General features: G+C 71.5%; 23 protein-coding genes and 1 tRNA gene. 14 read left to right on the top strand and 10 right to left on the bottom strand.

Annotation, left to right across the window (positions count from 1 at the left end):
• Positions 1 to 124: 124 nt before the first annotated feature.
• Together ACIO9K_RS23505 and ACIO9K_RS23500 are read right to left on the bottom strand one after the other, a co-directional pair.
• On the bottom strand, positions 125 to 685 hold the full coding sequence (locus ACIO9K_RS23505; protein WP_400332699.1) for a hypothetical protein: 561 nt from the start codon (positions 683 to 685) through the stop codon (positions 125 to 127).
• A gap of 13 nt (positions 686 to 698) precedes the next feature.
• Positions 699 to 1,148, bottom strand: coding sequence for an ATP-binding protein (locus ACIO9K_RS23500; protein ID WP_400332696.1), 450 nt, complete (start codon positions 1,146 to 1,148; stop codon positions 699 to 701).
• Between the two features lie 160 nt (positions 1,149 to 1,308).
• Between ACIO9K_RS23500 and ACIO9K_RS23495 the strand changes: the two genes are divergently transcribed.
• From ACIO9K_RS23495 to ACIO9K_RS23470, 6 genes are all read left to right on the top strand, one after another.
• Complete coding sequence (locus ACIO9K_RS23495) at positions 1,309 to 2,259, top strand: helix-turn-helix transcriptional regulator (RefSeq protein ID WP_363618799.1); 951 nt, start codon at positions 1,309 to 1,311, stop codon at positions 2,257 to 2,259.
• Positions 2,219 to 2,353, top strand: coding sequence for a DUF397 domain-containing protein (locus ACIO9K_RS23490; protein WP_363618798.1), 135 nt, complete (start codon positions 2,219 to 2,221; stop codon positions 2,351 to 2,353). The genes ACIO9K_RS23495 and ACIO9K_RS23490 overlap by 41 nt, the downstream gene beginning before the upstream one ends.
• Before the next feature lie 18 nt (positions 2,354 to 2,371).
• Positions 2,372 to 2,623: a DUF397 domain-containing protein gene (locus ACIO9K_RS23485; protein ID WP_363618797.1), complete on the top strand. Its 252-nt coding sequence runs from the start codon at positions 2,372 to 2,374 to the stop codon at positions 2,621 to 2,623.
• 21 nt (positions 2,624 to 2,644) lie between these two features.
• Positions 2,645 to 2,893 carry a DUF397 domain-containing protein gene (locus ACIO9K_RS23480; protein WP_363618796.1) on the top strand — a complete coding sequence of 83 codons (249 nt, stop codon included), beginning with the start codon at positions 2,645 to 2,647 and terminating at the stop codon, positions 2,891 to 2,893.
• A 146-nt stretch (positions 2,894 to 3,039) separates the two neighbouring features.
• The gene (locus ACIO9K_RS23475) at positions 3,040 to 4,368 is read left to right on the top strand and encodes a hypothetical protein (protein ID WP_363618795.1); all 1,329 of its coding nucleotides are present in this window, start codon (positions 3,040 to 3,042) and stop codon (positions 4,366 to 4,368) included.
• Positions 4,369 to 4,430: 62 nt separating this feature from the next.
• Positions 4,431 to 4,514, top strand: a tRNA-Leu gene (locus tag ACIO9K_RS23470).
• Positions 4,515 to 4,755: 241 nt separating this feature from the next.
• Here ACIO9K_RS23470 and ACIO9K_RS23465 read toward each other — a convergent pair.
• The gene (locus tag ACIO9K_RS23465) at positions 4,756 to 5,427 is read right to left on the bottom strand and encodes a TetR/AcrR family transcriptional regulator (RefSeq protein ID WP_400332691.1); all 672 of its coding nucleotides are present in this window, start codon (positions 5,425 to 5,427) and stop codon (positions 4,756 to 4,758) included.
• 140 nt (positions 5,428 to 5,567) lie between these two features.
• Between ACIO9K_RS23465 and ACIO9K_RS23460 the strand changes: the two genes are divergently transcribed.
• Together ACIO9K_RS23460 and ACIO9K_RS23455 are read left to right on the top strand one after the other, a co-directional pair.
• Positions 5,568 to 6,371 carry an alpha/beta hydrolase gene (locus ACIO9K_RS23460; protein ID WP_363618793.1) on the top strand — a complete coding sequence of 268 codons (804 nt, stop codon included), beginning with the start codon at positions 5,568 to 5,570 and terminating at the stop codon, positions 6,369 to 6,371.
• A 317-nt stretch (positions 6,372 to 6,688) separates the two neighbouring features.
• Positions 6,689 to 7,483 (top strand): alpha/beta hydrolase, encoded by a 795-nt coding sequence (locus ACIO9K_RS23455; protein ID WP_363618792.1) that lies wholly within the window; start codon positions 6,689 to 6,691, stop codon positions 7,481 to 7,483.
• Between the two features lie 237 nt (positions 7,484 to 7,720).
• On the opposite strand, the gene ACIO9K_RS23450 is transcribed toward ACIO9K_RS23455, so the two are convergent.
• Complete coding sequence (locus ACIO9K_RS23450) at positions 7,721 to 7,912, bottom strand: hypothetical protein (RefSeq protein WP_400332686.1); 192 nt, start codon at positions 7,910 to 7,912, stop codon at positions 7,721 to 7,723.
• Between the two features lie 384 nt (positions 7,913 to 8,296).
• On the bottom strand, positions 8,297 to 9,532 hold the full coding sequence (locus tag ACIO9K_RS23445; RefSeq protein WP_400332683.1) for a hypothetical protein: 1,236 nt from the start codon (positions 9,530 to 9,532) through the stop codon (positions 8,297 to 8,299).
• A gap of 848 nt (positions 9,533 to 10,380) precedes the next feature.
• Between ACIO9K_RS23445 and ACIO9K_RS23440 the strand changes: the two genes are divergently transcribed.
• Positions 10,381 to 11,634, top strand: a complete 1,254-nt coding sequence (locus ACIO9K_RS23440) for a serine hydrolase (RefSeq protein ID WP_400332680.1) — start codon at positions 10,381 to 10,383, stop codon at positions 11,632 to 11,634.
• 446 nt (positions 11,635 to 12,080) lie between these two features.
• Here the strand turns inward: ACIO9K_RS23440 and ACIO9K_RS23435 are convergent, their stop codons facing one another.
• Positions 12,081 to 12,716 (bottom strand): TetR/AcrR family transcriptional regulator, encoded by a 636-nt coding sequence (locus tag ACIO9K_RS23435; RefSeq protein WP_400332677.1) that lies wholly within the window; start codon positions 12,714 to 12,716, stop codon positions 12,081 to 12,083.
• A gap of 114 nt (positions 12,717 to 12,830) precedes the next feature.
• Between ACIO9K_RS23435 and ACIO9K_RS23430 the strand changes: the two genes are divergently transcribed.
• Entirely contained in the window at positions 12,831 to 13,883 is a 1,053-nt protein-coding gene (locus ACIO9K_RS23430; protein ID WP_400332674.1) for an alpha/beta hydrolase, read from the top strand.
• A 149-nt stretch (positions 13,884 to 14,032) separates the two neighbouring features.
• Here ACIO9K_RS23430 and ACIO9K_RS23425 read toward each other — a convergent pair whose 3' ends face one another.
• From ACIO9K_RS23425 to ACIO9K_RS23415, 3 genes are all read right to left on the bottom strand, one after another.
• Positions 14,033 to 14,356 carry a hypothetical protein gene (locus ACIO9K_RS23425; protein ID WP_363589160.1) on the bottom strand — a complete coding sequence of 108 codons (324 nt, stop codon included), beginning with the start codon at positions 14,354 to 14,356 and terminating at the stop codon, positions 14,033 to 14,035.
• 185 nt (positions 14,357 to 14,541) lie between these two features.
• Positions 14,542 to 14,832: a hypothetical protein gene (locus ACIO9K_RS23420; protein WP_363618786.1), complete on the bottom strand. Its 291-nt coding sequence runs from the start codon at positions 14,830 to 14,832 to the stop codon at positions 14,542 to 14,544.
• 187 nt (positions 14,833 to 15,019) lie between these two features.
• Positions 15,020 to 16,210, bottom strand: coding sequence for an alpha/beta hydrolase family protein (locus ACIO9K_RS23415; RefSeq protein WP_400332669.1), 1,191 nt, complete (start codon positions 16,208 to 16,210; stop codon positions 15,020 to 15,022).
• A 583-nt stretch (positions 16,211 to 16,793) separates the two neighbouring features.
• Between ACIO9K_RS23415 and ACIO9K_RS23410 the strand changes: the two genes are divergently transcribed.
• Positions 16,794 to 17,876 carry an RNA ligase family protein gene (locus ACIO9K_RS23410; RefSeq protein ID WP_400332666.1) on the top strand — a complete coding sequence of 361 codons (1,083 nt, stop codon included), beginning with the start codon at positions 16,794 to 16,796 and terminating at the stop codon, positions 17,874 to 17,876.
• Between the two features lie 463 nt (positions 17,877 to 18,339).
• Complete coding sequence (locus tag ACIO9K_RS23405; protein WP_400332663.1) at positions 18,340 to 19,392, top strand: alpha/beta hydrolase; 1,053 nt, start codon at positions 18,340 to 18,342, stop codon at positions 19,390 to 19,392.
• 85 nt (positions 19,393 to 19,477) lie between these two features.
• On the opposite strand, the gene ACIO9K_RS23400 is transcribed toward ACIO9K_RS23405, so the two are convergent.
• On the bottom strand, positions 19,478 to 20,173 hold the full coding sequence (locus tag ACIO9K_RS23400; protein WP_400332660.1) for a tyrosine-protein phosphatase: 696 nt from the start codon (positions 20,171 to 20,173) through the stop codon (positions 19,478 to 19,480).
• A gap of 196 nt (positions 20,174 to 20,369) precedes the next feature.
• On the opposite strand from ACIO9K_RS23400, the gene ACIO9K_RS23395 reads away from it, so the two are divergent.
• The gene (locus tag ACIO9K_RS23395; protein ID WP_363618774.1) at positions 20,370 to 21,299 is read left to right on the top strand and encodes a diiron oxygenase; all 930 of its coding nucleotides are present in this window, start codon (positions 20,370 to 20,372) and stop codon (positions 21,297 to 21,299) included.
• 108 nt (positions 21,300 to 21,407) lie between these two features.
• Entirely contained in the window at positions 21,408 to 23,228 is a 1,821-nt protein-coding gene (locus ACIO9K_RS23390; RefSeq protein ID WP_400332657.1) for an FAD-dependent oxidoreductase, read from the top strand.
• The last annotated feature ends 55 nt before the right edge of the window (positions 23,229 to 23,283 follow it).

Below are 23,283 nucleotides of genomic sequence, written 5' to 3'. Positions count from 1 at the left end.
CGGTGTCCGTCCGGTGTGTCCGGTGTGTTGCGGGGCCGCGCCGGGACGGACGGCGGAGATCGGCCTGTTCGACGCCCGATGCTCCTGTAACGCGCTGGCGGGTCGTGGGTGTTGGGGCGGCGCGTCAGCATGGCGTGGCGGCCTTGGCGCGGGTGCGGCAGTGGGTGAGGGCGGGTTTGAGGCGGGGGTCGGGGTTGGGGGTGGCGGTGAGGAGTTCGCCGGCGGTGGTGAGGGTGGTCCAGTAGTGGGTGGGGTCGCCGGTGGTGGGGTGCGGCTGGGTGGCGGCGAGGGAGAGGTAGGCGGTGGTGAGGTTGCCGGTGGTGAACCAGCGGGTGAGGCCGTGTTGGTGGCCGGCGCGGATGCTGCCGTGGGCGTCGATGGCGGTGAGGAAGAGGTCGATGACGGCGAGGTCGCGGTCGTCGGGGGTCTTGGGGATGTCGAAGACGCCGAGGGCTTCGAGGAGTTCGCCGGTGTCGTTCTCTGTGCCGGGGCGGGGGTTGGCGAGGAGGGCGTCGTAGCAGTCGTCGAGGCGGCGTTGGGTTTCGGCGGCGGGGATGCCGAGGGCGGTGCAGACGGCGCGGGCTGATCGCAGGGGTTGGCGGGTGTGGCGGGCGAGGGTGGCGTAGGTGTCGGCGGGGGTGGAGCCGGTGTCGAACAGGTGGCGGGCGGTGAGGGGGAGTCGCATGGTGGGTGCCTGTTCAGACGGTGAGGAGGGTGGACGTGGGGGAGGGTGCGGGGGCGATGAGGGCCCAGACGAATTTGCCGACGCCGCCGGCGCGGGGGCAGCAGCCCCATTTCTCGGCGAGTTCGTTGACGAGGAGGACGCCGCGTCCGTGTTCGTCCTCGGGCGTGGGGGTGTGGAGGGAGGGGCGGCCGGTGCCGGCGTCGTGGACTTCGAGGCGCAGGCGGTCGCGGACGAGGGCGAAGCGGACCTCGATGAGCCGGTCGGCGGGGGCGTCGGTGTGCTGGACGGCGTTGGCGAAGAGTTCGCCGAGGAGGAGTTCGGCGGTGTCGCGGTAGCGGTCGCCGGTGGGGAGGGCGGCGAGGTAGGCGCGGAGCAACTGCCGGGCGACGGGGGTGGATTCGGTGCGGGAGTCCAGGCGCGCGGCGAACGTTCGGGGGCGGGGCGCGGTACGGATTTTGAGCATGGCGGGGCACCTCAGGGGGGCGAATGGGGGAGCGCGAGGGTAGTGCGCAATCACGCTGTGCATGCAAATGATTGCGTTCTGGTGTCAATGGTCGGGGCTGCGGAGGTACGGTGACGCCAAATCGGCGTGTGGGACGTGTGACGCACAACTGGGGGCAGCGATGACACAGCGGAAGGTCAAGCGGGGGACGACGGCGAGCTCCGCGATCATGTTCGGCGCGGAGATCCGCTACGCGCGTGAGTCGGCGGGCTACACGCAGGAGGAGCTGAGCAAGCTCCTGCACTGCGACCGGACGGTGATCTCGCGGACCGAAGGGGGTAAGCGGAAGCCGTCGGTCGAGGAAGTCGAGGAGATCGAGCGGCTGTTGAACTCCGGCGACCTGCTGACGCGGCTGTACGGGCGAGTCGACTGGAACGCGTCGATCGAGCACCCGGATTGGTTCCAGGAGTACGTGGACCTGGAGGCCATCGTCGTCGGGATGCGGGTGTACCAGGACGGCGTGATGTACGGTCTGTTGCAGTGCTGGTCGTACGCGCGTGCGCTCTTCGCCGCTGGCGATGCGGCTGGCAACTCGGAGGAGATCGAGGAGCTGACCAGGGCTCGACTCAGTCGGCAGAGCCGCTTTCTCCTGCCCGACGGGCCGCTGTTGCTGGTTATTCTCGATGAGAGCGCCATCCGCAGGGTTGTGGGCGGACCCGGCGTGATGAGACGCCAGATGGAGCACCTCTTGAAGGTGGCCCAGCTTCGGAACGTCGTCATTCACGTGATGCCGTTCTCGAATCAGCGGACTCTCATCGACACGGCTATGGTGTTGTTGGAGCTGCCGGACGGCCAGCGCCTGGTGTACTCGGAGAGCCTCGATCGAGGGCATCTGAGCGATGATTCCGCCAACGTGGCCAGGCATCAGCGTCGCTATGATCGGCTCCGTGGCGAATGCCTGTCAGAGAGCGACTCGCTTCGGCTGATCGCCGAGGCGCTGGAGGGTTACAGGGATGATGAGCAACGAGCTCGCCGCAGCCGCCTGGCGGAAGAGCAGCTACAGCGGCACCAACGGCGGCAACTGCATCGAGGTGGCCCCCGGATTCCTGCCCGGCGCCGTCCCAGTGCGTGACTCCAAGGACCCGCAGGGCCCGGTCCTCGTTTTCTCTGCCGTCGCCTGGGAAGCCTTCGTGTCGGTCGTTCGTGAGGGCGGCTTTCCGGCGTAAGTCTCCAAGGAGGCGGCTGTGTTGACCTGGCGCAAGAGCAGCTACAGCGGCAACAACGGGGGCAACTGCATCGAGGTTGCCCTCGCCTGGTGTAAGAGCAGCTACAGCGGGGGCAATGGGGGCGAGTGCATCGAGGTGGCCCTCGGATCCCTGCCCGGCGCCGTCCCAGTGCGTGACTCCAAGGACCCGCACGGCCCGGCTCTTGTTTTCCCTGCCTCTGCCTGGGAAGCCTTTGTGTCGGCCGTCCGTGAGGGCGGCTTTCCGGCGTAAGTCTCCAAGGAGGCGGCTGTGTTGACCTGGCGCAAGAGCAGCTACAGCGGCGGCAACGGCGGCGACTGCATCGAGGTCGCTCTCGCCTGGCGGAAGAGCAGCTACAGCGCGGATCACGGGGGCGAGTGCATCGAGGTGGCCCCCGGGTTCCTTCCCGACGTGGTCCCCGTCCGTGACTCCAAGGATCCCGACGGCCCGGCCCTCGTCTTCCCCGCCGCCTCCTGGGACTCCTTCATCGCCTCCGTCCGGGCCGGGGACTTCCCTGCCTGACCGGTCAGTTCCGATCGCCTGGCAACCCCTCTCGAACAACTTCGACCACTCTGCGTGTTCTGTCGATGCGGTGCGTAACTGTGCAGTTACAGTCACCCGCAGTGCACGAGTGGTCCCTGTTCGACCCAACAGAGGCGGTAACAGTCATGGCACCAGAACCCCGTATCGACGTAGCGCCGGCGGCCCTCAGTGAAGGCCAGGCGGAGCCCAGCAAGGCCGAGTTGGCGGAGATCGCCAACTCGCTCACGCCCGGCGTCTGGTTCACCAGCGCGCTGTCGGGCGAGGTCGCCGGTCGCGCCGCCGACGTGACGTGGGAGCTGACCGGCTCGCCCTACGAGGGGCAGACGGCGACCGGGCAGGCGGCGGTCTACTACGCCAACCCGAAGTTCGGCCTCCGCAAGCCGTTCCTCTTCGCGGACGGCTTCAACTACGGCCCGAGCGACCTCCCCGGCCTCTTCGCCTACTTCAACACCGTCGCCGACGGCGGGCCGGGCCTCTTCGACCAACTTCTCAGTGCGGGCTACGACATCGTCCTGGTCGGCTTCACGGAGCGCCACACCCACATCCAGGCCAACGCCGAGGTCGCGATCGCGGCCATCCTCCGGGCCATTGCCGAGCGCAAGGGCGACGAGCGGCTGACCGTCGGTGGGGTGAGCATGGGTGGCATCATCACCCGCTACGCGCTCGCCAAGCTGGAGACGGCGACCGTGGACCACGAGACGGCGACGTACCTCTCCTTCGACTCCCCGCACAACGGCGCCTGGATCCCGCTGATCCTCCAGCAGATGGCCTACTTCTTCGAGGGCTTCACCCCGGCCGGCCCGGACGGTGTCAAGCAGGCCGACCTGATCCGCAGCCCCGCCGCCCAGCAGCTGCTCTGGGCGTGGGTCGAGAACTCGAAGTACGAGGGCCCGGTGGCCACCTCCAGCCAGCTGCGCAAGGAGTTCCTCGCCGACCTCGACCGGGTCGGCAACTTCCCGCAGATCCCGCGCAAGCTCGGCGTCTCCAACGGTCGGCGCGACGGCGTCGGCCTCCCGCTGCCGGCGGGCGAGGTGGCGTTCGACTGGCAGGCCCTGTTCGCCAGTGCCACGGCCCGCTTCCAGCCGAACAAGGGGGAGAAGCAGCCGGTCGGCGGCATGCACCTCGCCCTCACCGTGCGCCGCAGCACCACCACCGAGGTCCCGGCGCTGGACGCCGTCCCCGGCGGCACCCTGGACTCCTTCGGCAAGGTCGCGACCGCCCTCAAGGCGAAGATCTCCGAGGAGTACCGCAGCGGCACCTTCGTCCCGGCCGTCAGCGCGGTGGCGCTGGACTTCGACCCGGTGAAGTGGGACGTCGACCCGGCCGCCGCGATCACCGACGCCGCCCTGGAGAACGCACACCTGGACGCCGTGAAGTTCGACGACGCCAACACCGAGCACAGCCACGTCTCCCGCGTGCTGGTCGACTGGATCGTCGAGCAGCTCGCCCGCTGACGCCTCCCACCTGGTTCGGAGCACCCCCGCGGATGGGCTAAGCTATTCCACATCACCCAGATGCGCGGGTGGCGGAATAGGCAGACGCGCTGGATTCAGGTTCCAGTGCCCGAAAGGGCGTGGGGGTTCAACTCCCCCCTCGCGCACATAGGTCAACCGACCCAATGCGGCCGGTCAACTCGACAGTATGTCGGGTTGACCGGCCGTTTTGCTGTCGGTGCATGCGTTCGGCCCCTCGCTTGGTTGCGAGGGGCCGTTGGTGCTTTGGCTGGTCAGGTGGGGTTTGTGGGGTGGGGTGGGTTAGGTGGTGGTGTGGCGAAGCACGCACGAAATCACCGAACACCCGTGTGACCTCGGGCCGGTTGAACAACTCGACAGTCACGGACATCACCGGGTCGCGACCGGCGACCCATCGTCCGGGAACCGGCCGGCTGCCTCCTGTCCCGGCATTGAGGGCAGTCGACGTCGAGGCAGGCCAGTCCGGGGCGCGCCGGCTCCCGCGCGGGCCTGCTCCAGGACGGCGGACACCGCCCCGGACAGCGCGCTCCGCGCGGCCTGGGGCGTGGTGAAGCGGCTGTGGTTCATCGCACCGTGGCGCAGGATCAGCAGCGTGTCGGCCGCGCTCTCCGGGTCCGGGTGGCCGACGGCGGTGAGGAGTTCCAGCAGCCGCGCGCGGAACCAGTCCATGTGTTCCTGGATGGCCTGGCTGACGGGATGGTGCGGGTCGGGGTAGTCGGCGGCGGCGTTGATGAGCGGGCAGCCACGGAAACCCGGTGCGCAGAACTGCTCCGCGATCCCCGCGAACAGGGCCTCGACCGTCTCCCGCGGGGAGCGCCCGGTGGCCGCGGCGGCTTCGCGGAACGCCCGGTCGTGCTCGTGGACGTAGGCGAGCTCGACGTCGTCCTTGGACGGGAAGTGCCGGTAGAAGGTCGCGTTGGCGACCGCCGACTCGCGGATCAGCCGGTCGATGCCCACCCCGCGCACGCCCTGCGCGTAGAAGAGCCGCATCGCCGCGGCCAGGATGCGCTCCCGCGGCGGACTGGAGTCCTTCGTCGTCATGGCTTGACGCTAACAGAAGGAACGTTCTACCTTGAGTTGGCAGAGAGAACGCTTCTTCTACTTCACGGGCTGGACCGCCGTGCCCCGGTCGGCCACCACCCCGGACCCCCGCACCCCCCTTCGCCAGGAGAGACCCCGCCATGCCCAGCAACCGCACCCCGGTCATGTTCATCCACGGCCTCTGGCTGCACTCCACGAGCTGGCAGGGCTGGGCCGACCGGTTCCGCGACGCCGGCTACGAACCGATCCTCCCCGAATGGCCCGGCGTCCCCGCCACCGTCGCCCAGGCCCGCAGGAATCCCGACCCCCAGGGCGGAATCGGCCTCGCCGAGATCTCCGCCCACCACGCCCGCATCATCCGCGACCTCGACACCCCGCCCGTCCTCGTCGGCCACTCCGTCGGCGGCTTCATCGCCCAACACCTCCTCGGCCAGAACCTCGCCCAGGCCGCCGTCGCGATCTGCCCCGGCCAGATCAAGGGCGTCAAGGCCGTCGGCCCCGCCCAGGCCAAGTCCGCCTTCGCCTTCCTGCGCAACCCCGGCAACACCAAGCGCGCCGTCTCGCTCAACCCCGCCCAGTTCCGCTACGCGTTCGCCAACGCCGTCTCCCAGCAGGAGTCCGACGAACTCTTCGACGAATGGACCATCCCCAGCCCCGCCCGGCCGCTCTTCCAACTCGCCCTGAGCAACTTCGCCCCGCACTCCCCCGCCAAGGTCGACACCCGCAACGAGAGCCGCGGACCGCTCCTCCTCCTGTCCGGCAAGCTCGACCACACCGTGCCCGACGTGCTGACCCGCTCCACCCACAAGCAGTACCGCAAGTCCCCCGCCGTCACCGACTACCACCGCTTCGACGACCGCGGCCACTCCCTCACCGTCGACCACGGCTGGACCGAACTCGCCGACCACACCCTCACCTGGCTCGACCAGCACCACATCGGCTGAACAGCCGGCCCACCCCCAGGTGCGGCGCCCTGCCCCGCGTGCCACGGGCAACGGCATCAAGGTGACGCCACGCGTCGAACCGCCGGACCGCCTCCCGGGGTCGGTCGAGCAGACCCACGCCTGCCGCCCGCACTCCAAGCCGGCCCACGGCAACATCCCGGCCCCTCCGGCCGTCGCGTAGCCGCTTCCGTTGACCGACGGCGGTGCGCGCCACGCTGCGCACCCGCCGTTTTCCCCCTACGCCCGGCCGCCTTCCCGGCCAGGTCATCTCCTCCCTAAGGAACATCATGCGTAATCGCCGTGTCCGTGTACGTACCGTGGCCCTCGCAGCAGTCGGGGCAGCCCTTCTCGGGGCCACCCTGACCCCCCTCGCGTCGGCCGACTCCGGCCCGGCCAAGGCGAAGCCGACCGTCGTGCTGGAGCACGGCGCGTTCGCGGACGCCTCCGGCTGGAACGGCGTGGCCAAGCGCCTTCAGCACGACGGCTACACCGTCATCGCCCCCGCCAACCCGCTGCGCGGACTGCCCGAGGACTCCGCTTACCTCACCAGCGTCCTCAAGAGCGTCCAGGGACCGGTCGTGCTCGTCGGCCACTCCTACGGGGGCGCCGTCATCACCCAGGCCGCCGCCGGCAACCCCCAGGTCAAGGCACTGGTCTACATCGCCGCGCTGATGCCCGAGAAGGGAGAGGTCCTCGGCGCGCTGACCGCGAGGTCCACTCAGGCGCAGTTGCAGCCCGCGCTCAAGCCCGTCCCGTACGCCAACGCCGACGGCACCGGCGGGACCGACCTGTACATCGATCCCGCCCGGTTCCACGACGTCTTCGCAGCCGACGTCCCCACTTCCGAGACCAACCTCATGGCGGCCGAGCAGCGGCCCGTCACCGCCGCCACCTTCGCCTCCACCGCCAGCGCCGCCGCCTGGCACACCATCCCCTCGTGGGCCATGATCGCCACCCAGGACAAGACCCTGGGCGCGGACGTGGAGCGCTTCGAGGCCAAGCGCGCCGGCTCCCACACCGTGGAGGTCGACAGCTCACACGTCGCGATGATCTCCCACCCCGCGGCCGTCACCCACCTCATCGAGGATGCCGCCCGCTCCACCTCCCACTAGCCTCAAGCTTCGTGACGGCCCGTCGAATTCACCTCATCCGGCGGGCCGTTCGGCTTGTCGAGGTCATAGCGGGCGGGCGACCCGGGAACGGCACTGCCGCAGCCGGGGCACCGTGCACGCACAACCCGCGTCAAGCCGTAGTGGCCTCGCAGGTCACGCTCCCGACGGACGTGGATGCCACCCCCGTGAGTGTCGTCCCGTACCGCTCGCCACCAGGGTGTCCCAGAGCGGGTCGGGCTAGCCGGGCACCGTCCTGTCCATCGCCCGCCACGCGGCGGCCAGCTCCGCGTAGATCGGTTCGCCGGGCGGGGCCAGGGCCGTTTCGGCCGCAGGCTGTGCGCCGGCGGCGATCGACTTCCCGGTCGCGTCGTACCGGCCGGGTGCCGGTGCGGGGCGGTGACGGCCCGCTGGCGGCAGTGCTGTGCTCACCTGCGTTTCAACGAGCCGGCCGGGGCGCGGGTACGCGCCCCCGGCCATACAGGGGAGGCGGGTCATGGGGTTTGGGCCGTTGGTGGCACGAGCGGATGCCTGCCGTCCCCGTGCGCCTGCCCCCACGCTCTGCGGCGTGGCCGAGTTCGTGAGTGAGCGACAGCGCGGGCTGGCGGACGCGTCCTCGGGAGCGGGTTGTGCGCGAAAGGTTCCGTGTGCGGGCCGAGGGTTGCTGAATTGAAAGACATCTCCCGCCCGGGGGCCTGGTGCGCGGGTGTGGGCGGTCGTGCTGAACACGACCGCCCACACCCTGGGGTGCCGGAACCGGGTCCGCATCGCGGCGCGATCGTCGCGGTGCGGGACCGGTGGGCCTGTCGCGCGGTCCTAGCTCAGGATCGCGGTGATCCTGACGAAGCCGTTGCCGCCCGGCGCGCCTGCCGCGCCCGCACCGGCGGCCGCGGCGGCGCCACCCTTTGTGGGGTCGATGCCGGAGGTTCCACCGGCACCTGCTGATCCACCTGTGGTGCCGGTCCCGCCGGTGCCGCCGTTACCGCCGATACCGACTCCCGGTACCGGAGCGGCGGGGCCGGTCGGCACCCCGCCGGCCGTGCTGCCCGGCCCGCCCGCGCCGGTTGTCACCCTGTTGTTTCCGCCCGTGCCGTCCGTGCCGCCGCCACCGGCGGTGCCGCCGAAGAACGTCGTCGCGGAACCTTCGGGGCACACTGCTCCCGGCCGGGTGGCGGGTGCTCCGCCCGTCCCGCCCGTCCCACCGTTGCCGTTGGCGCCGCTCGCGCCGGGTGTGCCGTTCGAACTGGTCAGGATGCTGCCTCCACCGCCGCCGCCGCCCGCGCCGCCGGGCCGCCCTCCGGTGCCCTGGTGGCCGCCGCCGCCAGGGCCGGCGAACGCCAGTTCCAGGGTGTGAGGCGGAACACCTCCCCGGAAGAACACGCGTGACTCGCCGCCGTCCCCGCCGAAGACGCCTTGCGTGCCGCCGGCGCCGGTAGTGCCGTTGCCGCCGTTGACGCCGAGGTTGTTGGTTCCCTCTGTCCCCCCGGTGCCTCCCGTCCCACCGGGGCCGCCGGCGCCGTCACGTGCGGCGACCCGCCCGGATCCGACGTGCACCGTCACGGTGAGGGGCTGGGTCTCGTCCAGCGGGAACACGCACTTGGTGTAGGCGCCGCCCCCGCCGGCCCCACCCCCGCCGCCGCCCCCGGCATTGCCGCCGCGGCCCCCGTCGCCGCCGTCGGTGCGGGTGGTGATGGACAGGCCGGTACCACCCCCGCCTCCTCCTCCGCCGCCACCGGCCCCGCCGCCGCCGCCCGCGCCGCCGCCACCCGCGCCCCATGCCTCGATCTGCAGGGAGGTGACGTTCGGCGTGATCACGTACGAGCTGTCACCCGGCGTCGAGAAGTCGGTGACCTGCTGGTTCTGCCGGGGTGTCGCCTGGGCGGGCGTCGGCGCGATCGCCCCGGCGGTCAGCACGCCGCCCAGCGACAGCGCGGCACCGACCCGCACCCACCCCCGCTGTCCGTTCTTCGACAGCCCGCCTGCGGGGCAGACGGCGGGTAGCTGCGGCAGCGCGATCACGCCACCGGTCCGTTCCTTGCGCTTCCTGATCATCTGTGGCCAGCACTCCGTTCATGGTTCTTCGAACCGCTGCCACCCGGCAGCGCAGACCATCCCTACCTCCAAGGAGCCCGCGCCGCGGCACACCGAGATCCGAACACCGCCCGCCGTCCACCCGGATGACGCAGCGACATCGACCGAACGCCCGTTCCCCTGCTGCGTCCGGGTCTTCGGGCGGCCGTCCAGCCGTGAGGCCGACGTGCCTGGGCCGGTGAGGGACGGGTGTTGGCAGGTGAGCGGTGACAGGGGCCGGGCGAAGCGGAAGGGGGTCGCGGCCGAATCGCTGGAGGTCGTCGCGAGCCTGCCGGGGTAGGTGATGTCCCCGATCGCTTTCCAGTAGACGCTCATCGGCGACACGTTGAAGACGGTGAACCTCCGGGCCGCCACATCCTTCCCCGTGACATCGACGCTGACGAAGATCAGATAACCCTCTGCCGCGCAGGACAGCGCGGTCGGCGAATTCCCGGGAGGGGACCTTGTCGGAGGGGACGCTGTCGAAGGGAGCGTTTCCGGAAGAACCACCCTGCGCCGGGAATCGACGGCGTCACCGGGCGATCGGGGCGGGACGACAAGCGTGTGACACTCGCGGACAGCGGGCTGATATGAAGATCGGCGACATTGGCGACATTGGCGACATCGGCGGCAACCCGGCCCGGCCTGGCGATGCACCGGCCCGGCGGCCAGGGGCTCGTCTTCGACGTCGACGCGGTGGGGACCATCCACCAGCAGGTTCCCGGAACCCGTGGTCTCGCGTGAACAAGTATGGTTCGCAGCACCAGAGTTGAATCGATCGCCGAGAGCGGGACCGCCTCCCTCGGCCCTTACCCTGCGGAGGGGCAAAAATGATCGAAACACCCGGTGCGGACGCGCCACCGCCGACCGCCCAGGCCCAGGTGGGCTGGCTTGTGGACGCCTCGGCCCGGGTGCCGATGACGGACACCGAGATCCACGACCACATAGCGGCGCCACTCCTGGCTGCCAGCGGTGGTCCGAACGCTTTCAACGCAGTGCTGCACCAACTGGGTCCGCTCACCCTGAACAAGATCGTCGAGTCGGGTCGGGATCACGCGCAGGCGGCGGTCAGCGGCCGTGACGGCGACTACCTTCTACGGGTGTGTGTGGCTCCCTCGGGCCTGGTGAATGATGTGAGCCTCACTCCCGACGCGGCGCCGCTCTCTTCGTGGACCCAAGTCGACGACATGCTGGCCGAGTTGGGAGCCCGCGTGTCGTTCGCAGCATCGCGGATCGGCCCGGATGGGCGCTGCGAGCTGGTGCACGGTGTGCGCGCCGACACCCAGCGGCCGATCGGCTCGGCGTTCAAACTGTATGTGCTGGGCGCGCTCGCGCAGGCCGTCAGCGAACAACGAGCGTCCTGGGACGAATCGCTGGTCATCCGCGATGACCACAAGAGCCTGCCCTCGGGCCGACTGCAGGACTACCCGGCCGGCACCGCGGTCACGATGGCCGAGTCCGCCGACTGCATGATCTCCCTCAGCGACAACACCGCGACCGACCACCTCATCCACCGGCTCGGCCATGACGCGGTGGCGCACCAAATGGACCTGTTCGGCCACCAGCAGCCCCGAGCGAACATTCCGTGCCTGACCACCAAGGCGTTCTTCCAACTCAAGGCCAACCAGTACCCGGCCCGCGCGGACGAGTACCTGGCACTGCCCGAACGCCACCGCTCCGCCGCGCTGCGGGAGCTTGAACGACTCCCCCTGCCCGACGTTCGCGAGACCTGGCCCCAGCCGAGGAAGATCGACCAGATCGAATGGTTCGCCTCACCGATCGACATCTGCAACGCCTACGCGGCGCTGTGGCGGTTCGACCAGCCCGAGATCGAGCACGCACTCACCCTTAACGACGACGGACTGAATCTGGCCCCGTCCCGATTCCCGACCGTCTGGTACAAAGGCGGCAGCGAACCCGGCGTCATCACGCTGAACTACCTGGCACGCACGAGCGACGACCGCACTCTGGTCACCAGCCTGATGGTCTCGGACGCCGGTACAGCCCCTGACAAGGTCGCCATGGCGCTGAAAGGCCAGGCCATCATCCGAGGCGCATTCGACTTGCTGACCTCACAGGATTGAATCCTGTCCTGTCCTGTCCCGGGCCTTGAGTCCTTGCGTGAGCCACGGTCGCTGCGCCACCGCCGAACCGCCACCCGGCTCCTGCTGAGGGCCTCACTTGAGGTACGCCTGCCGACCTGGACATTCGCCGTACCGCCGCGTACGGGACTGAGGGGTGCCACGCTCGAACCGCCGTATCCACTGCCGTTGGAGATTGACGATTGCTCTGTCGACTTCACCGCGGGCCGGACCTCGCCCAGGACCTCACGGCTCAGCGATGGGTCGATCCGCATGCGGCAGCGGACGAGTCACAGGTCGTCGGACCATGAAGAGGCCGGTCGAGCCGACATGACGTCGGATCGACCGGCCTCTTCGCTGTCCGGAGGCTCCGGGGGGCCTCCTCGTGGTTTCGTGGGGCCCTCGGGGATGGCGCTGCCCCGGCGGGGCCGGCTCCCGGGGGCTGAGGGTCAGCCCTTGGTTCCTCCCCGCAGGCCGTCCAGCACCATGTCCGTCAAGCGCTCCGGCAGATCCGGCTCGATCGGGCGGTGGCCGAGCAGGCAGCGGGTCTGGAGCGGGGCGCAGAGCAGTTCCAGTGCCAGGGCCGTGTCGGTGTCCGTCGGGAGTTCCCCGCGTTCGACGGCCCGGCTGACGATGACGCCGGCCTGGTCGAGGCGGGACTGCCAGAAGGTCTGCCAGGCCTCGGCGAGGTCGGGGTCGTCGGAGCTGAGTGCGGCCGCCCGGGCGACGGACCGGCCGGTCGGGGTGGCGAGGTACCCGGCCAGCGCGCGGGCGAAGGCGGCCAGGTCGGTGCGGACGGCTCCGGTGTCGGGGACGAGGATGCCTTCGTTGCTGCCGGTGAGCAGGGCGTCCAGCACGAGCTTCTCCCGACTGCCCCAACGCCGGTACACCGTGGTCTCGTTGACCCCTGCGCGGGCCGCGACCCCGGCGATGCTGAGCCGGTCGATGCCCTCCTCGGCCAGCACCTCCGTGGCGGCGGCCAGGACGGCCTGGCGGACGCGCGCGGCACGGCCGCCCGGGCGTCGGCGGATCGTATCCGGCGTCGGCTCCGGCTCCGACGTCGGCTCCGGCCCTTCTTCGGTCATGTGTTGATCACCTCGGCCACCACATTAACGCAAGAGTGCTTGCATTAGGTGCCGCCCGGGCGCATAGTCGTTAATGCAAGCGTCCCGGCTTTAAGCGCAGCAGGAGGCACCACTATGTCCTTCACCTGGCCCCTGGACCCGCAGGACCTGTTCGTCGAGCGCTACCCGCAGATGACCCTCGGCCTCCCCACCGACGAGGTGGACGCGGTCCGCGCCGCCGTCACCGAGATGTGGCCCGACCGGCCCGGCGGCTGGGTGTACGAGTGGTCCGCCCTCGCCGCCCGGCACGCCGAGGCCGGGCGCCACCGCCTGGCCGCGCAGGCATACGGCTGGGCCAAGTTCCCCTCGCTCGCCGACGAGCCGAAGCGCACCGCGCTTGCCCGCCAGGTCGAGCAGTACGTCCTCGCCGCCCCCGGCTTCCCGGTGGAGTTCGAGCGCCGCACGCTCACCGTCCCGTACCGCGGCGGCGACGCCACCCTGCCGATCCACCTGATGGCTGCCCCCGGCCTGCCCGCCGACGCGCCGGTCGTGCTGGCCAGCGGCGGCGTGGACTCCTGGAAGACCGACCTGCACGGCATGTGGGAGCAGCTCGCGTTCACCCTGCCGGCGCGGCTGCTGCTGTTCGACCTCCCCGGCACTGGCGAGACCGCCCACCTGCCGATGACCCCGGACGGCGGGGCCGAGGTGATCGCCGGACTGGTCTCCTTCGCCCGCACGGCCGGCAACGGGAAGGTCGGCCACTTCGGCATCTCGATGGGCGGCTACTACTCCGCCCGGACCGGACTGACGGGGGCGGTGGACGCCTCCGTGGTGCTCGGCGGCCCGGTGGAGCGCTCTTTCGCTCCCGGTCGCGGCTTCGCCTTCGGCATGGACGGCATCGTCGGCAACGCCCTGGGCTTCGACGCCGCGCCGAGCACGGCCGAGCGCGAGGAGGCCTTCGCGGCCTTCGACCTGCGCCCACTGCTGGACCAGGACGCCAACGGGCCGATGCTGGTGGTCAACGGCACCGAGGACGTCCACGTCCCCCTGGACGACACCCTGGTGTTCCAGGGCCGCCGGGACACCCGGGTCGAACTGATCCCGGACACCGGCCACTGCGCCATCTCGCGCTTCGGCGAGGCGATGGCCGTGATCGCCCCCTGGCTGAAGGACGCCCTGGGCGGCTGATCCGGCGCGGGGGTGGATCGCTGCTGGTCAAAGGATTGTGCCGATTCGCCGCACCAGAACGGCCGGTCGACTCGACAGCCGACCGGCCGTTCTGGTTCCACAGTGGCGACTGGGTGTCGATCGCGCCGACACCCGGAGCCGACCGCCGATCAGGCGGGGATGGGGCGGCAGTTCTGGCCGTTCACCCACAGGGAGCCCTCGGCCCAGCCGGTCTGACACTGGTACGCCGCGCGCGTCGTCCGGTCCATGACGACGAAGTCGCTCAGCGGGCCCCAGGTGGTGCTGTCGCAGGAGCGGCCGAACACGTTCGGCGGCTCGCTGCTCACCTCATCGCACCGGATCACTCCACCGACCCGCTTGCCCGGGGCGCCGTGCACGCCCCCGTCGGCCCCGTCGGCCGCGCCGGCGGCGCCGACACCGGTCAGGCTCAGGACGGCGGTGGCCATGCCGGCGGCGAGGAGCAGTCGTTTCATGAGGGGACCTCCTGGGTGGGGGACGGGACTCCGCAGACAGTTCCCCTGCGACCCACCTGCGTATCGGCCCATTCGCATGAACACGTCATGATGTCGCCGCCCCGGCGACGACGGGAGCGAACCGAGGAGGCCGGTCGACCCGACATCACGTCGGGTCGACCGGCCTCGTTGCGTGTCCGGAAGGGTCAGTCGATTTTCACGCTCGCGCCGAATTCGAACGTCCCGCTCTCGCCCGGCGGTACTACAGCGATGACGGACCCCGCGCAGCCCGGCTGGTCGTAGACCTGGGCGGACTTGTCGGTGCGGTTCTCGACGATGAGGGGCCAGATGTCGCTGCCGTAGCAACCCGAGGGGTTGTTGTAGGACTTGAAGCCGACCCGGAGCTGACCGGTGGCCGCCTGGGCCGAGCCGGGCACCGCCACTGCCACCACCGCGGCCAGGGCCACCGCGCCGAGCGCCTTGCTGATCCGTCGCATGTCGTCACTCCAGAGTGTCCGGGGAACCGCCGCGGATGGCGGCTGCGCCGGAGGACTGCCCCGATTCGCCGCAGGTCACGGCCCTGCGGCGGCCGAATCACCTGATCGGGTGCCCCGGCCCGCCGCGCGGTTTGCGGCCCACCCGCCGCCCGCCACCCGCCATTTGCCACTCGCTAATCGCCACTTGCTACTTGGCGAAGCGAACCTCCGGGAAGGCCGTCGAGGGCCCGTCCAGCAGTCGGCTCGGGCGGTTGAGCAGGTGCCGATCGAAGAACGCGCCGAGGTACGCCCGGGTGGCGGCGAGCGCGCGGTCACCCTTGATGGTGCCGTACTGCTCCGGGGTGGTGTCGGGCGGCAACTGGTCACGGACGCCGAGGGAGTCCACCAGCCAGTGCATGTCGCAGAACGACAGGTGGCCGGCCTCCGGCAGGTCCAGCCAGCGCTTCCAGCCGGTCAGGCGCTGCCAGGTCTCGTCCCAGTTGGCCGTCGCGGGCCTGCCGGCGTGCCGCTGGGCGCCGAGCAGCAGCACCGGGCGGGCGAGGCCGTCGGCCGGCAGCGGGGCGAAGAAGTCGCCGTCCAGGTTGGCGGCGGCGCGGATCCGCCGGTCCTCGCTCATCGCCTCGATGGCGCTCGCGCCGCCGATCGAGTGGCCGGCCGCGCCGATCCGGGAGCGGTCGACCTGCAACCCGCGGACCAGCCCCGGCCCGGGCGCGGTCAGTTTGTCGATCAGGAAACTGATGTCCTTCGCCCGACTGCGGGTGACCTCGGCCGCCCGCCGGTCGTCCACCTGATCGCAGATCAGGCAGGTCTCCACCCGCCCGTCGGGGAACTGCACGACCGTCTCGTACGTGTGGTCCAGCGCGGCCACCACGTAGCCCCGGGCCGCGAGGTCCTCGGCGAGGGCGGTGAGCGAGGTGCGGCTGTAGCCGTAACCGGGGGAGAGCACCACCACGGGGTGCCGCCCGGGCGCGGGCACCGTACGGGCCTTCACGCCCGTCCGCACCTCGCTGACAGCCGGAGTGCCGAACAGGGCGGACGACACCTCTGGCGAGACGTAAGGCAGTTGCTCCCCGTGCTCCCCGCGCGCGGACTGCGCCGGGTACCAGAGGGTGGCCATCAGTTCACGGCTGGCGGCGTCCGCCCGCCAGGGGTCGTGCCGGGCCTTGTCCACCAAGTGGACGGACGTGGCACCGATCGCCCGTCGCGTCGTCGGCGCGGGCACCTGCGGTACCTGTGGCACCTCGGCCGCCGCACTCAACGAGAGCGTTCCGACCGTCGGGGAAGCCGCCAGCGCGGCCTGCGGACCGGCCAGCGAAACCAGGACGGCAATAGGCGCGGCGAGCAGAACAGCATTCCGCCACCGAGAAGTTGTCGACATACCGCCACGCTAGGCCCGCCCCCACCCCCACCGCGTCCTGCCCGCGACGTAACCCCCTCCACCCCAGGTCGCACCCGCCACGCCGCCCACGCCCCCCACCCGGACACCCCCACCTCCACCTGCCCGCCCTTGCGTAAATCGCCCATCTTTGCGCGGAGTTGGACGCCCCACCGGTCCCACCCGTCCTGCGGCACATCGGAGCTTCCACCGGCCGCGCCTCCGACCCCGGGCGCCTGCTGGCGGTCCCCTCGACGCTGTAGACACACGAACCCTGAACCTCGCCCGGGCTCAGCGACCCTCGGGTTTCGATGGTGGCTACCGCACTTCCTGGATCGCCTTACGTTGGCGCTGTCTACCCGGGTAACGGTTCCAGCGCGGCCAGGGCGGCTCATTCCCGTGCTGGTAGGGAGGGCGTGGTCAATCTGCCACCTTGTGCGGCATTCGTCTGCTGACGTTGCCGTTTGCTCCAAGGATTGTCCCGGCGCGGGCGCTCTGTGATGGCTGGGGCTGCGCGTAGCGGGGGTTGTGGGGGGAGGTGAAACTCCGTTGTCCGGGGGTGGGGCTCGCGGCGATGATTTCGGGTGTGGCTGACACCAGGTTCGAAGGCTCCGCGTTGCGGCCGTACCCCAAGATCTCGGCGAGGGGGCGGCTCTCCGTGTCCGGGAACCGGGAGTGGGTTGCCGTGGAGAAGGTGCACGGGGCGCACTTCGCGGTGGTCTGTGAGGGGGGTGCGGTCCGTCCGGCCAAGCGGCGGGAGCTCCTGGGGGAGGACGCGCTGGACGGCTTCTTCGGCGTCAGCCGGGTCTGGCCGGCGCTGGCGGTGGCGGCCGCCCGGTTCGCCTCGGCGGTGCGCGAGGCGGCGGGCGGGGGTGCGGGCGGGGGCGCAGGTGGGGGCGCTGTGGTGACTGTTTACGGTGAACTGGCCGGCGGGTGCTACCCGCACCCCGATGTGCCCGCCGTCGCCGGAGTCGAGCCCGTACAGACCGGCGTCTGGTACGCGCCGGGGTTGGAGTGGCTGCTCTTCGACGCCACCGTCGACACCGCCGAGGGCCGGTCCTGGATCTCCGACCGTGCTCTGCGTGACGCCGCGGGCACCGCCGGACTCGCCTGCGCCCCCTCGATCGGGCACGGTGCGCTCACCGTGCTCCAGGAACTGCCGGCCGCCTTTCCCACCCTGGTCCCCGCGCTCCTCGGGCTCCCCGAACTCGCCGACAACCTCGCCGAGGGCTACGTCCTCAAACCCGCCGGCACCTGGCGGGAGACGGGTTCCGAGGGGGCCGGCGCGCGTCCGGTGGTGAAGGTGAAGCAGCAGGCCTTCGCCGAGGACGAGCGCTACGACGGTGCCCGCCCGTACCTGCCGCCGCCGCAGGGCGCGGCCGGGGTCCCCGCCTGGCTCCTGGTCCAGGCCGCGGCACTCCTCACCCCCACTCGCGCCGCCGCCGCCGTCAGCAAGCTCGGTCCGCGTGCGCCCGAGGACGTCGTGGCGGCGGAGCTCACCCGGGACGTGGCGGAGGAACTCGCCGGGGCGGTGGGGGGATTGGACGGTGACGTCCTGCGCGCGCTGGAAGCCGCCCTCGGGCCCGGAGCGCGCTCCCTGGCGGCGTTCGACGCCGAGGACCGGCGCTCGCCGACGAGCCGGGCCGGGGCTGACGGGCTGAGGGGCTGAGGGGCCGAGGGGCCGAGGGGCTGACGGGCTGAGCGGTCGGGCTGGTCAGGCCGGTCGGGCGCGGAAGGATTCCTGAAGGAAGTCGCCCGCCCATGCGGAGGGCCCGTCGCCGGCTCCGACCGAAGGGTGACAGCGCAAGGGTGGGTGGGGCGTTGAGGTGGGAGGGGTGTTCCGGAAGAATATGTCGGTCGGTCTACTGATTCCTTGCCGCCGCCCGGGTGGTGCGCGCGCAGGAAGTCGGCCTGGTCGACTTCCTGCGCGGATGGAGGCGGTGGAAGTGGCGGCGATGGAGAAACTGTAGACCGGTCTACATATTTCTTGCCGGAGAGGGCGTCGGTGGTCGAGGGTGGGTGAAGGGGGCGTCGAGAGGGGCTTCCGCCCGGGGTGGGCCGGGCCCATCATGGGCTCCCGGCCCCAGCCCCCGGTCGAGGGCTCCGGGCGAGGCTCCAGGAGGCAAGTAGAGATGGCGATTCCCTTCCCTGTCCGGATCCAGTCCGCCGTCGTCCGGGGTGCGTACGCGCTGCCGGAGGGGCTGCGGCGGGCGATCGCGGGCGCGCCGGTGGTGCGGGACGGTCAAGTGCTCTCGCTGGACGCGCAGTTGATCCTCAAGTTGCAGCGCCTGTCGAAGGCCGCCCTGGTGCTGCCCGCCGGGGTCGGGCCGTCGCGGGAGGCGATGGAGCACGCGCGGTACCTGGTGGGCGGGGCGACGATCCAGCCGGTAGCCGTCCGGAACGTCGGAATCCCGCAGGAGTACGGCGAGTTGGCGGCCACGCTGTACACGCCGGGCGGGCTGGCGGCGGGTTCCGGGTTGCTGGTGTACCTGCACGGCGGGGGCTGGGTGGTCGGCAGTCGGGCCAGCCACGACCACGTGGTGCGGTTCCTGGCGCGGCGGGCGCAGGTGCGGGTGCTGTCGGTGGAGTACCGGCGCGCGCCCGAGCACGCGTTCCCGGCGGCTGCGGACGACGCGCTGGCCGCGTTCGACTTCGCGTACGCTAAGGCGGCGGACCTGGGCGCGGATCCGGAGCGGATCGCGATCGGCGGCGACAGCGCGGGCGGGAACCTGGCGGCCGTCACCACACAGGCGGCGGTGCGGCGGGGCGGTCCGGCGCCGGTGTTCCAGTTGCTTCTGTACCCGGCGGTCGACGCCTCCGTCCGGCGGCCCTCGCGCGACCTGTTCACCGACGGGTTCTTCCTGACCAGCGCGGACATGGACTGGTTCCTGGACCGCTACGCGCCCGCGCCGGCCGACCGGACGGACCCGCGCCTGTCGCCCCTGCTCGCCGCCGACCTGTCCGGGCTTCCGCCCACGTACGTCGGCACCGCGGGCTTCGACCCGCTGCGGGACGAGGGCGAGGCCTACGCCGAGGCGCTGAAAGCGGCCGGGGTGACGGTGCGCCTGAGCCGCCAGCCGGACCTCATCCACGGTTACGCCAGCTACCTCGGCATCGGCCGCCGCTTCCGGGAGGCGACGGCGGAGGCGGCCGAGGTGTTGCGGCAGGCGCTGGGCGCCGCGTAGCGCGCAACCAGGGGCGGTACGGCTCGGCGCAGCACCGGGCGGGGGCCCGTTCGGAGGACTCAACGGCCCCTGCCCGGCAGCTCGTTCAGGCTGGGATCCGCCGTGCCTCGGCGAGCTCCGACGCCTGCGCGCCGTGCGCGAGGAGGTACTCCGCCACCGATCCGTGGTGACTCCGGATCGACAGCAGCGCGCGCCGCAGATGCACTTCGCGTACGGGCAGGGCGTTGTGCGCAGCCCCGGCCGGCGGCGGTTTGGCCAGGCCCAGTTCGTCGTTCGAGCGCAGGAAGTCCTGGAGGACCTCCGCCTCGGAGGCGCCCAGCAGCGTCTGCAGGACGGCGACGACGACTCCCGTGCGATCCTTGCCCGAGGCGCAGTGGACCAGGACCGGCGCGGCCTCGCCCCCGCCGACGAGCAGTCGGCGCAGGACGGTCACCGCCGCCGCGCCGGCGCGCTCGGCCATCAGCGGGTACAGCTCCAACTGGTCGGCTGGCCAGCGTCGTTCGGTGAAGACCGGTGCGTGCAGGTACCGGGCGTCGACGAGGTCGACGGCATCCGGGCGCTCCGCCACCTCCGGGTCGCTGCGCAGGTCGACGACCGTCCGCAGGCCGAGGCGCCGCAGCGTGTCCGCGCCCTCCGCCGCGAGGCCGTGCAGGCTGTGCAGGGCTGCGGAGCGGTACAGCACGCCGCGCGGCAGGGAGCCGACGCCGCCGGCGTCGCGGAAGTTCCGTACGCCGGTGGGGGCGATGCGCTCCGGACCCGCCTCGGGCTGGTTGGTGATCACGTCTCACTGTATCCGGGGGCGGAGGGGGTGGCTGGGGGCGGCTGGGGGAGGCCATGGATGAGAAAGGACGCGGGAGTTGTGGTCGTGCGCCCGTCCGGTGCTGCGCGGGGGGTTCTCGTCGGCGGGCTCTTATTGTACTGTCCGTCTAATAAGCGGGTGAGCGGGCACCCGTAGGGGCAGGCATCTGGAGGCAGCCATGGCTCTCACCAACGCGGCGGCAGGGCGGGCGGTGGGTGCGCACGGCCACACCGCGGCCGACGACGACGTCTCGAAGCGGCTGCTGGAGTCCGCCGCGACCCTCTCCTACGACCCCTCGACCGAGATCGACTGGGACGCACCGCTCCCAGCCGACCACTACGGCCTCAACCCGGAGTGGAGCACCCTCTACGGCACCCGGCTGTGGGACGAGATGACCGAGCACCAGCGGGTCACCCTCACCCGGCACGAGGTCTGCTCGATCATGAACACCGGGATATGGTTCGAGATGATCCTCCAGCAGATGGTGCTGCGCGATCAGTACCTGAAGAACCCCGCCAACGCCGAGTTCCAGTTCGCGCTCACCGAGATCGCCGACGAGTGCCGCCACTCGATCATGTTCGCCCGCGCCTGCGAGAAGATGGGCGTCCCCGCGTACCGGCCGAACAAGGTCATCGCCCAGGCCGGGCGCGCGTTCAAGGCCCTGGCGAAGGGTGAACTCGCCTACGGCGGCATCCTGGTGGCCGAAGAGGTGCTCGACGTCATGCAGCGTGACTGGATGCGCGGCGAGAACGTCCTGGACATCGTCCGCGGCACCTCCCGGATCCACGTCGTCGAGGAGTCGCGGCACATGAAGTTCGCCCGGCAGGAGATCCGCGAACGGGTGCGCCACGCCGGCCCTGCCCGCCGCCGCACCTCGGCCACCGGCATCGCCGTCGGCGCGTACGTCATCGTCTCCAGCATGGTGCACCCCGGGGTCTACCGGGCCGCCGGGCTCGACACCCAGCGGGCGATCGCCGAAGTGCGGGCCAACGAGCACCGCAAGGCGATGATGCGCACCAGCTCCCGGCACCTGATCGCGTTCCTCGCCGAGACCGGATTGCTCACCAGCCGATCGGCCGCCATCTACCGGCGTATCCACATGCTCTGACGGCGCGTCAAATGCGGCACGTCTAGCGCGACCCGTCAAACGCGGCACGTCAACAAAGGCTCCGACTCCCGCACTTCACCACCTGTAGCGAGGGACCCCATCCCGGCCATGGCCTACGCGATCACCCGGACCTGCTGCAGCGACGCCTCGTGCGTGTCCGTCTGCCCGGTCAACTGCATCCACCCGACCCCGGACGAACCGGAGTTCGGCACCACCGACATGCTGTACATCGACCCGGCCGCCTGCATCGACTGCGGCGCCTGCGCCGATGCCTGCCCCGTGGACGCGGTGTTCCCCGTCGACCGGCTGCGCGGGCCCGACACCGTGTTCGGCGACCTCAACCGCGACTGGTACCGCGACCACCCCAACGACCACGCCTGGCGCGCTCCCACCTTCCCGCGCAGCCTGCCCGGCGGGATCGGCACGCTGCGCGTCGCCATCATCGGCACCGGCCCGTCCGCCGGGTACACCGCGCAGGAACTGCTGCGCAGCACCGGCGCCGAGATCACCATGATCGACCGGCTGCCCGTCACCGGCGGCCTGCTGCGGCACGGGGTCGCGCCCGACCATCAGTCCACCAAGCGCATCGCGGACAGCTTCGCCGGCGTCTTCCACGACCCCAGGCTGCGGATGTATCTCAACGTGGACATCGGTACCGACCTCACCCACGAGGAACTCGCCGCCCACCACCACGCCGTCGTGTACGCGGTCGGCGCGGCCGCCGACCGGCGGCTCGGCATCCCCGGCGAGGACCTTCCAGGCAGCCTTCCCGCGACCACCTTCGTCGGCTGGTACAACGCCCAACCGACCGTGCCCGCCGACGCGGTGGAGCTGTCCGGGCCCGGCGCCGAACGGGTGGTCGTCATCGGCAACGGCAACGTCGCCGTCGACATCGCGCGCATCCTGCTCACCGACCCCGACCGGCTCGCCACCACCGACATCGCCGACCACGCCCTCGCCGCACTGCGTCGCAGCAGGGTGCGGGAAGTCGTGCTGCTCGCCCGGCGCGGGCCCGCCGAAGCCGCCTGGACCAAGGCGGAGTTCCTGGCGCTGCGGCAACTGCCGGGCGTCGAGGTGGTGGTCGAGGACCACCCGGAGGTGCGGGCGGCGATCGAGGCGGCCACCAGGGCGATCGCCGCGCCGGCCGACGGGACGGCCGACGGGACCACCGCTGCGCCGACCGCCGGAACGGCCGCTGCGCCGACCGCGTCGGACGCGCGGGCCGCACTGCTCGCCGGGCTGCCGCTGGTGCCGTTCGACGGGGGTGCCGGGCCGGCGCCGGGCCGGCGGATCGTGCTGCGCTTCCTGTCCGCGCCGACCGCGCTCACCGCGTTCACCCCGCCAGGCGAACTCGGCGAACCCGGCGAACCCGGTGAACCCGGCGGGCCCGGCGCGTCCACCGGGGGCGGGCGGGTGACGGGCCTGACCGTCGCCCGGACCACCCTCGCGGGCGGCCGGGCAGCCGAGCCGACCGGGGAGACGGACACGCTGCTGGCCGGCCTGGTGGTGCGCTCCATAGGGCACCGGGGCGTACCGGTGCCCGGGCTGCCCTTCGACGAGCGGGCGGCGACGGTCGCGCACCGGGGCGGGCGGGTCGTGGACCCGGAGACGGGGCGGCCGCTGCCAGGGACGTACGTGGTGGGGTGGGCCAAGCGCGGGCCGTCCGGCGGGATCGGCGCCAACCGGGCGTGCGCCCGCGAGACCGTGGACGCGCTCCTGGACGACGCGGCGGCCCACGCGCTGGCCGCCCCGGCGGCGAGCCGCGCGGACTTCGACCGCCTCGTCCGCCACCGTCGCCCGGACGCCGTCGGGCTCAAGGGACTGCGCGCCGTGGAGCGGGCGGAGCGCGCCCGGGGCGAGGCCGAGGGCCGCCCCCGCGTCAAGCTCGCCACCGTCCCCGCCCTGCTGGCGGCTGCCCGTCGGCGGTAGGCGGGCAGTCGGCGGGGCGTGAGGGCGGAGCGGGAAGAATATGTCGGTCGGTCTA

The organism is Kitasatospora sp. NPDC087271 (assembly GCF_044744605.1).
In the GTDB taxonomy this organism is placed as follows: domain Bacteria; phylum Actinomycetota; class Actinomycetes; order Streptomycetales; family Streptomycetaceae; genus Kitasatospora.
The sequence above is the reverse complement of the archived record's forward strand: the minus strand, read 5'-3'. Positions and strand labels throughout refer to the sequence as shown.

Excerpts from the sequence above, each read along its gene's own strand:
- ACIO9K_RS23500 (WP_400332696.1), bottom strand. The coding sequence starts at position 1,148 with ATGCTCAAAATCCGTACCGCGCCCCGCCCCCGAACGTTCGCCGCGCGC.
- ACIO9K_RS23390 (WP_400332657.1), top strand. The coding sequence starts at position 21,408 with ATGGCCTACGCGATCACCCGGACCTGCTGCAGCGACGCCTCGTGCGTG.
- ACIO9K_RS23420 (WP_363618786.1), bottom strand. The coding sequence starts at position 14,832 with ATGCGACGGATCAGCAAGGCGCTCGGCGCGGTGGCCCTGGCCGCGGTG.
- ACIO9K_RS23435 (WP_400332677.1), bottom strand. The coding sequence starts at position 12,716 with ATGACCGAAGAAGGGCCGGAGCCGACGTCGGAGCCGGAGCCGACGCCG.
- ACIO9K_RS23405 (WP_400332663.1), top strand. The coding sequence starts at position 18,340 with ATGGCGATTCCCTTCCCTGTCCGGATCCAGTCCGCCGTCGTCCGGGGT.
- ACIO9K_RS23425 (WP_363589160.1), bottom strand. The coding sequence starts at position 14,356 with ATGAAACGACTGCTCCTCGCCGCCGGCATGGCCACCGCCGTCCTGAGC.
- ACIO9K_RS23495 (WP_363618799.1), top strand. The coding sequence starts at position 1,309 with ATGACACAGCGGAAGGTCAAGCGGGGGACGACGGCGAGCTCCGCGATC.
- ACIO9K_RS23430 (WP_400332674.1), top strand. The coding sequence starts at position 12,831 with ATGTCCTTCACCTGGCCCCTGGACCCGCAGGACCTGTTCGTCGAGCGC.
- ACIO9K_RS23460 (WP_363618793.1), top strand. The coding sequence starts at position 5,568 with ATGCCCAGCAACCGCACCCCGGTCATGTTCATCCACGGCCTCTGGCTG.
- ACIO9K_RS23395 (WP_363618774.1), top strand. The coding sequence starts at position 20,370 with ATGGCTCTCACCAACGCGGCGGCAGGGCGGGCGGTGGGTGCGCACGGC.
- ACIO9K_RS23475 (WP_363618795.1), top strand. The coding sequence starts at position 3,040 with ATGGCACCAGAACCCCGTATCGACGTAGCGCCGGCGGCCCTCAGTGAA.
- ACIO9K_RS23465 (WP_400332691.1), bottom strand. The coding sequence starts at position 5,427 with ATGACGACGAAGGACTCCAGTCCGCCGCGGGAGCGCATCCTGGCCGCG.
- ACIO9K_RS23505 (WP_400332699.1), bottom strand. The coding sequence starts at position 685 with ATGCGACTCCCCCTCACCGCCCGCCACCTGTTCGACACCGGCTCCACC.
- ACIO9K_RS23445 (WP_400332683.1), bottom strand. The coding sequence starts at position 9,532 with ATGATCAGGAAGCGCAAGGAACGGACCGGTGGCGTGATCGCGCTGCCG.
- ACIO9K_RS23440 (WP_400332680.1), top strand. The coding sequence starts at position 10,381 with ATGATCGAAACACCCGGTGCGGACGCGCCACCGCCGACCGCCCAGGCC.
- ACIO9K_RS23415 (WP_400332669.1), bottom strand. The coding sequence starts at position 16,210 with ATGTCGACAACTTCTCGGTGGCGGAATGCTGTTCTGCTCGCCGCGCCT.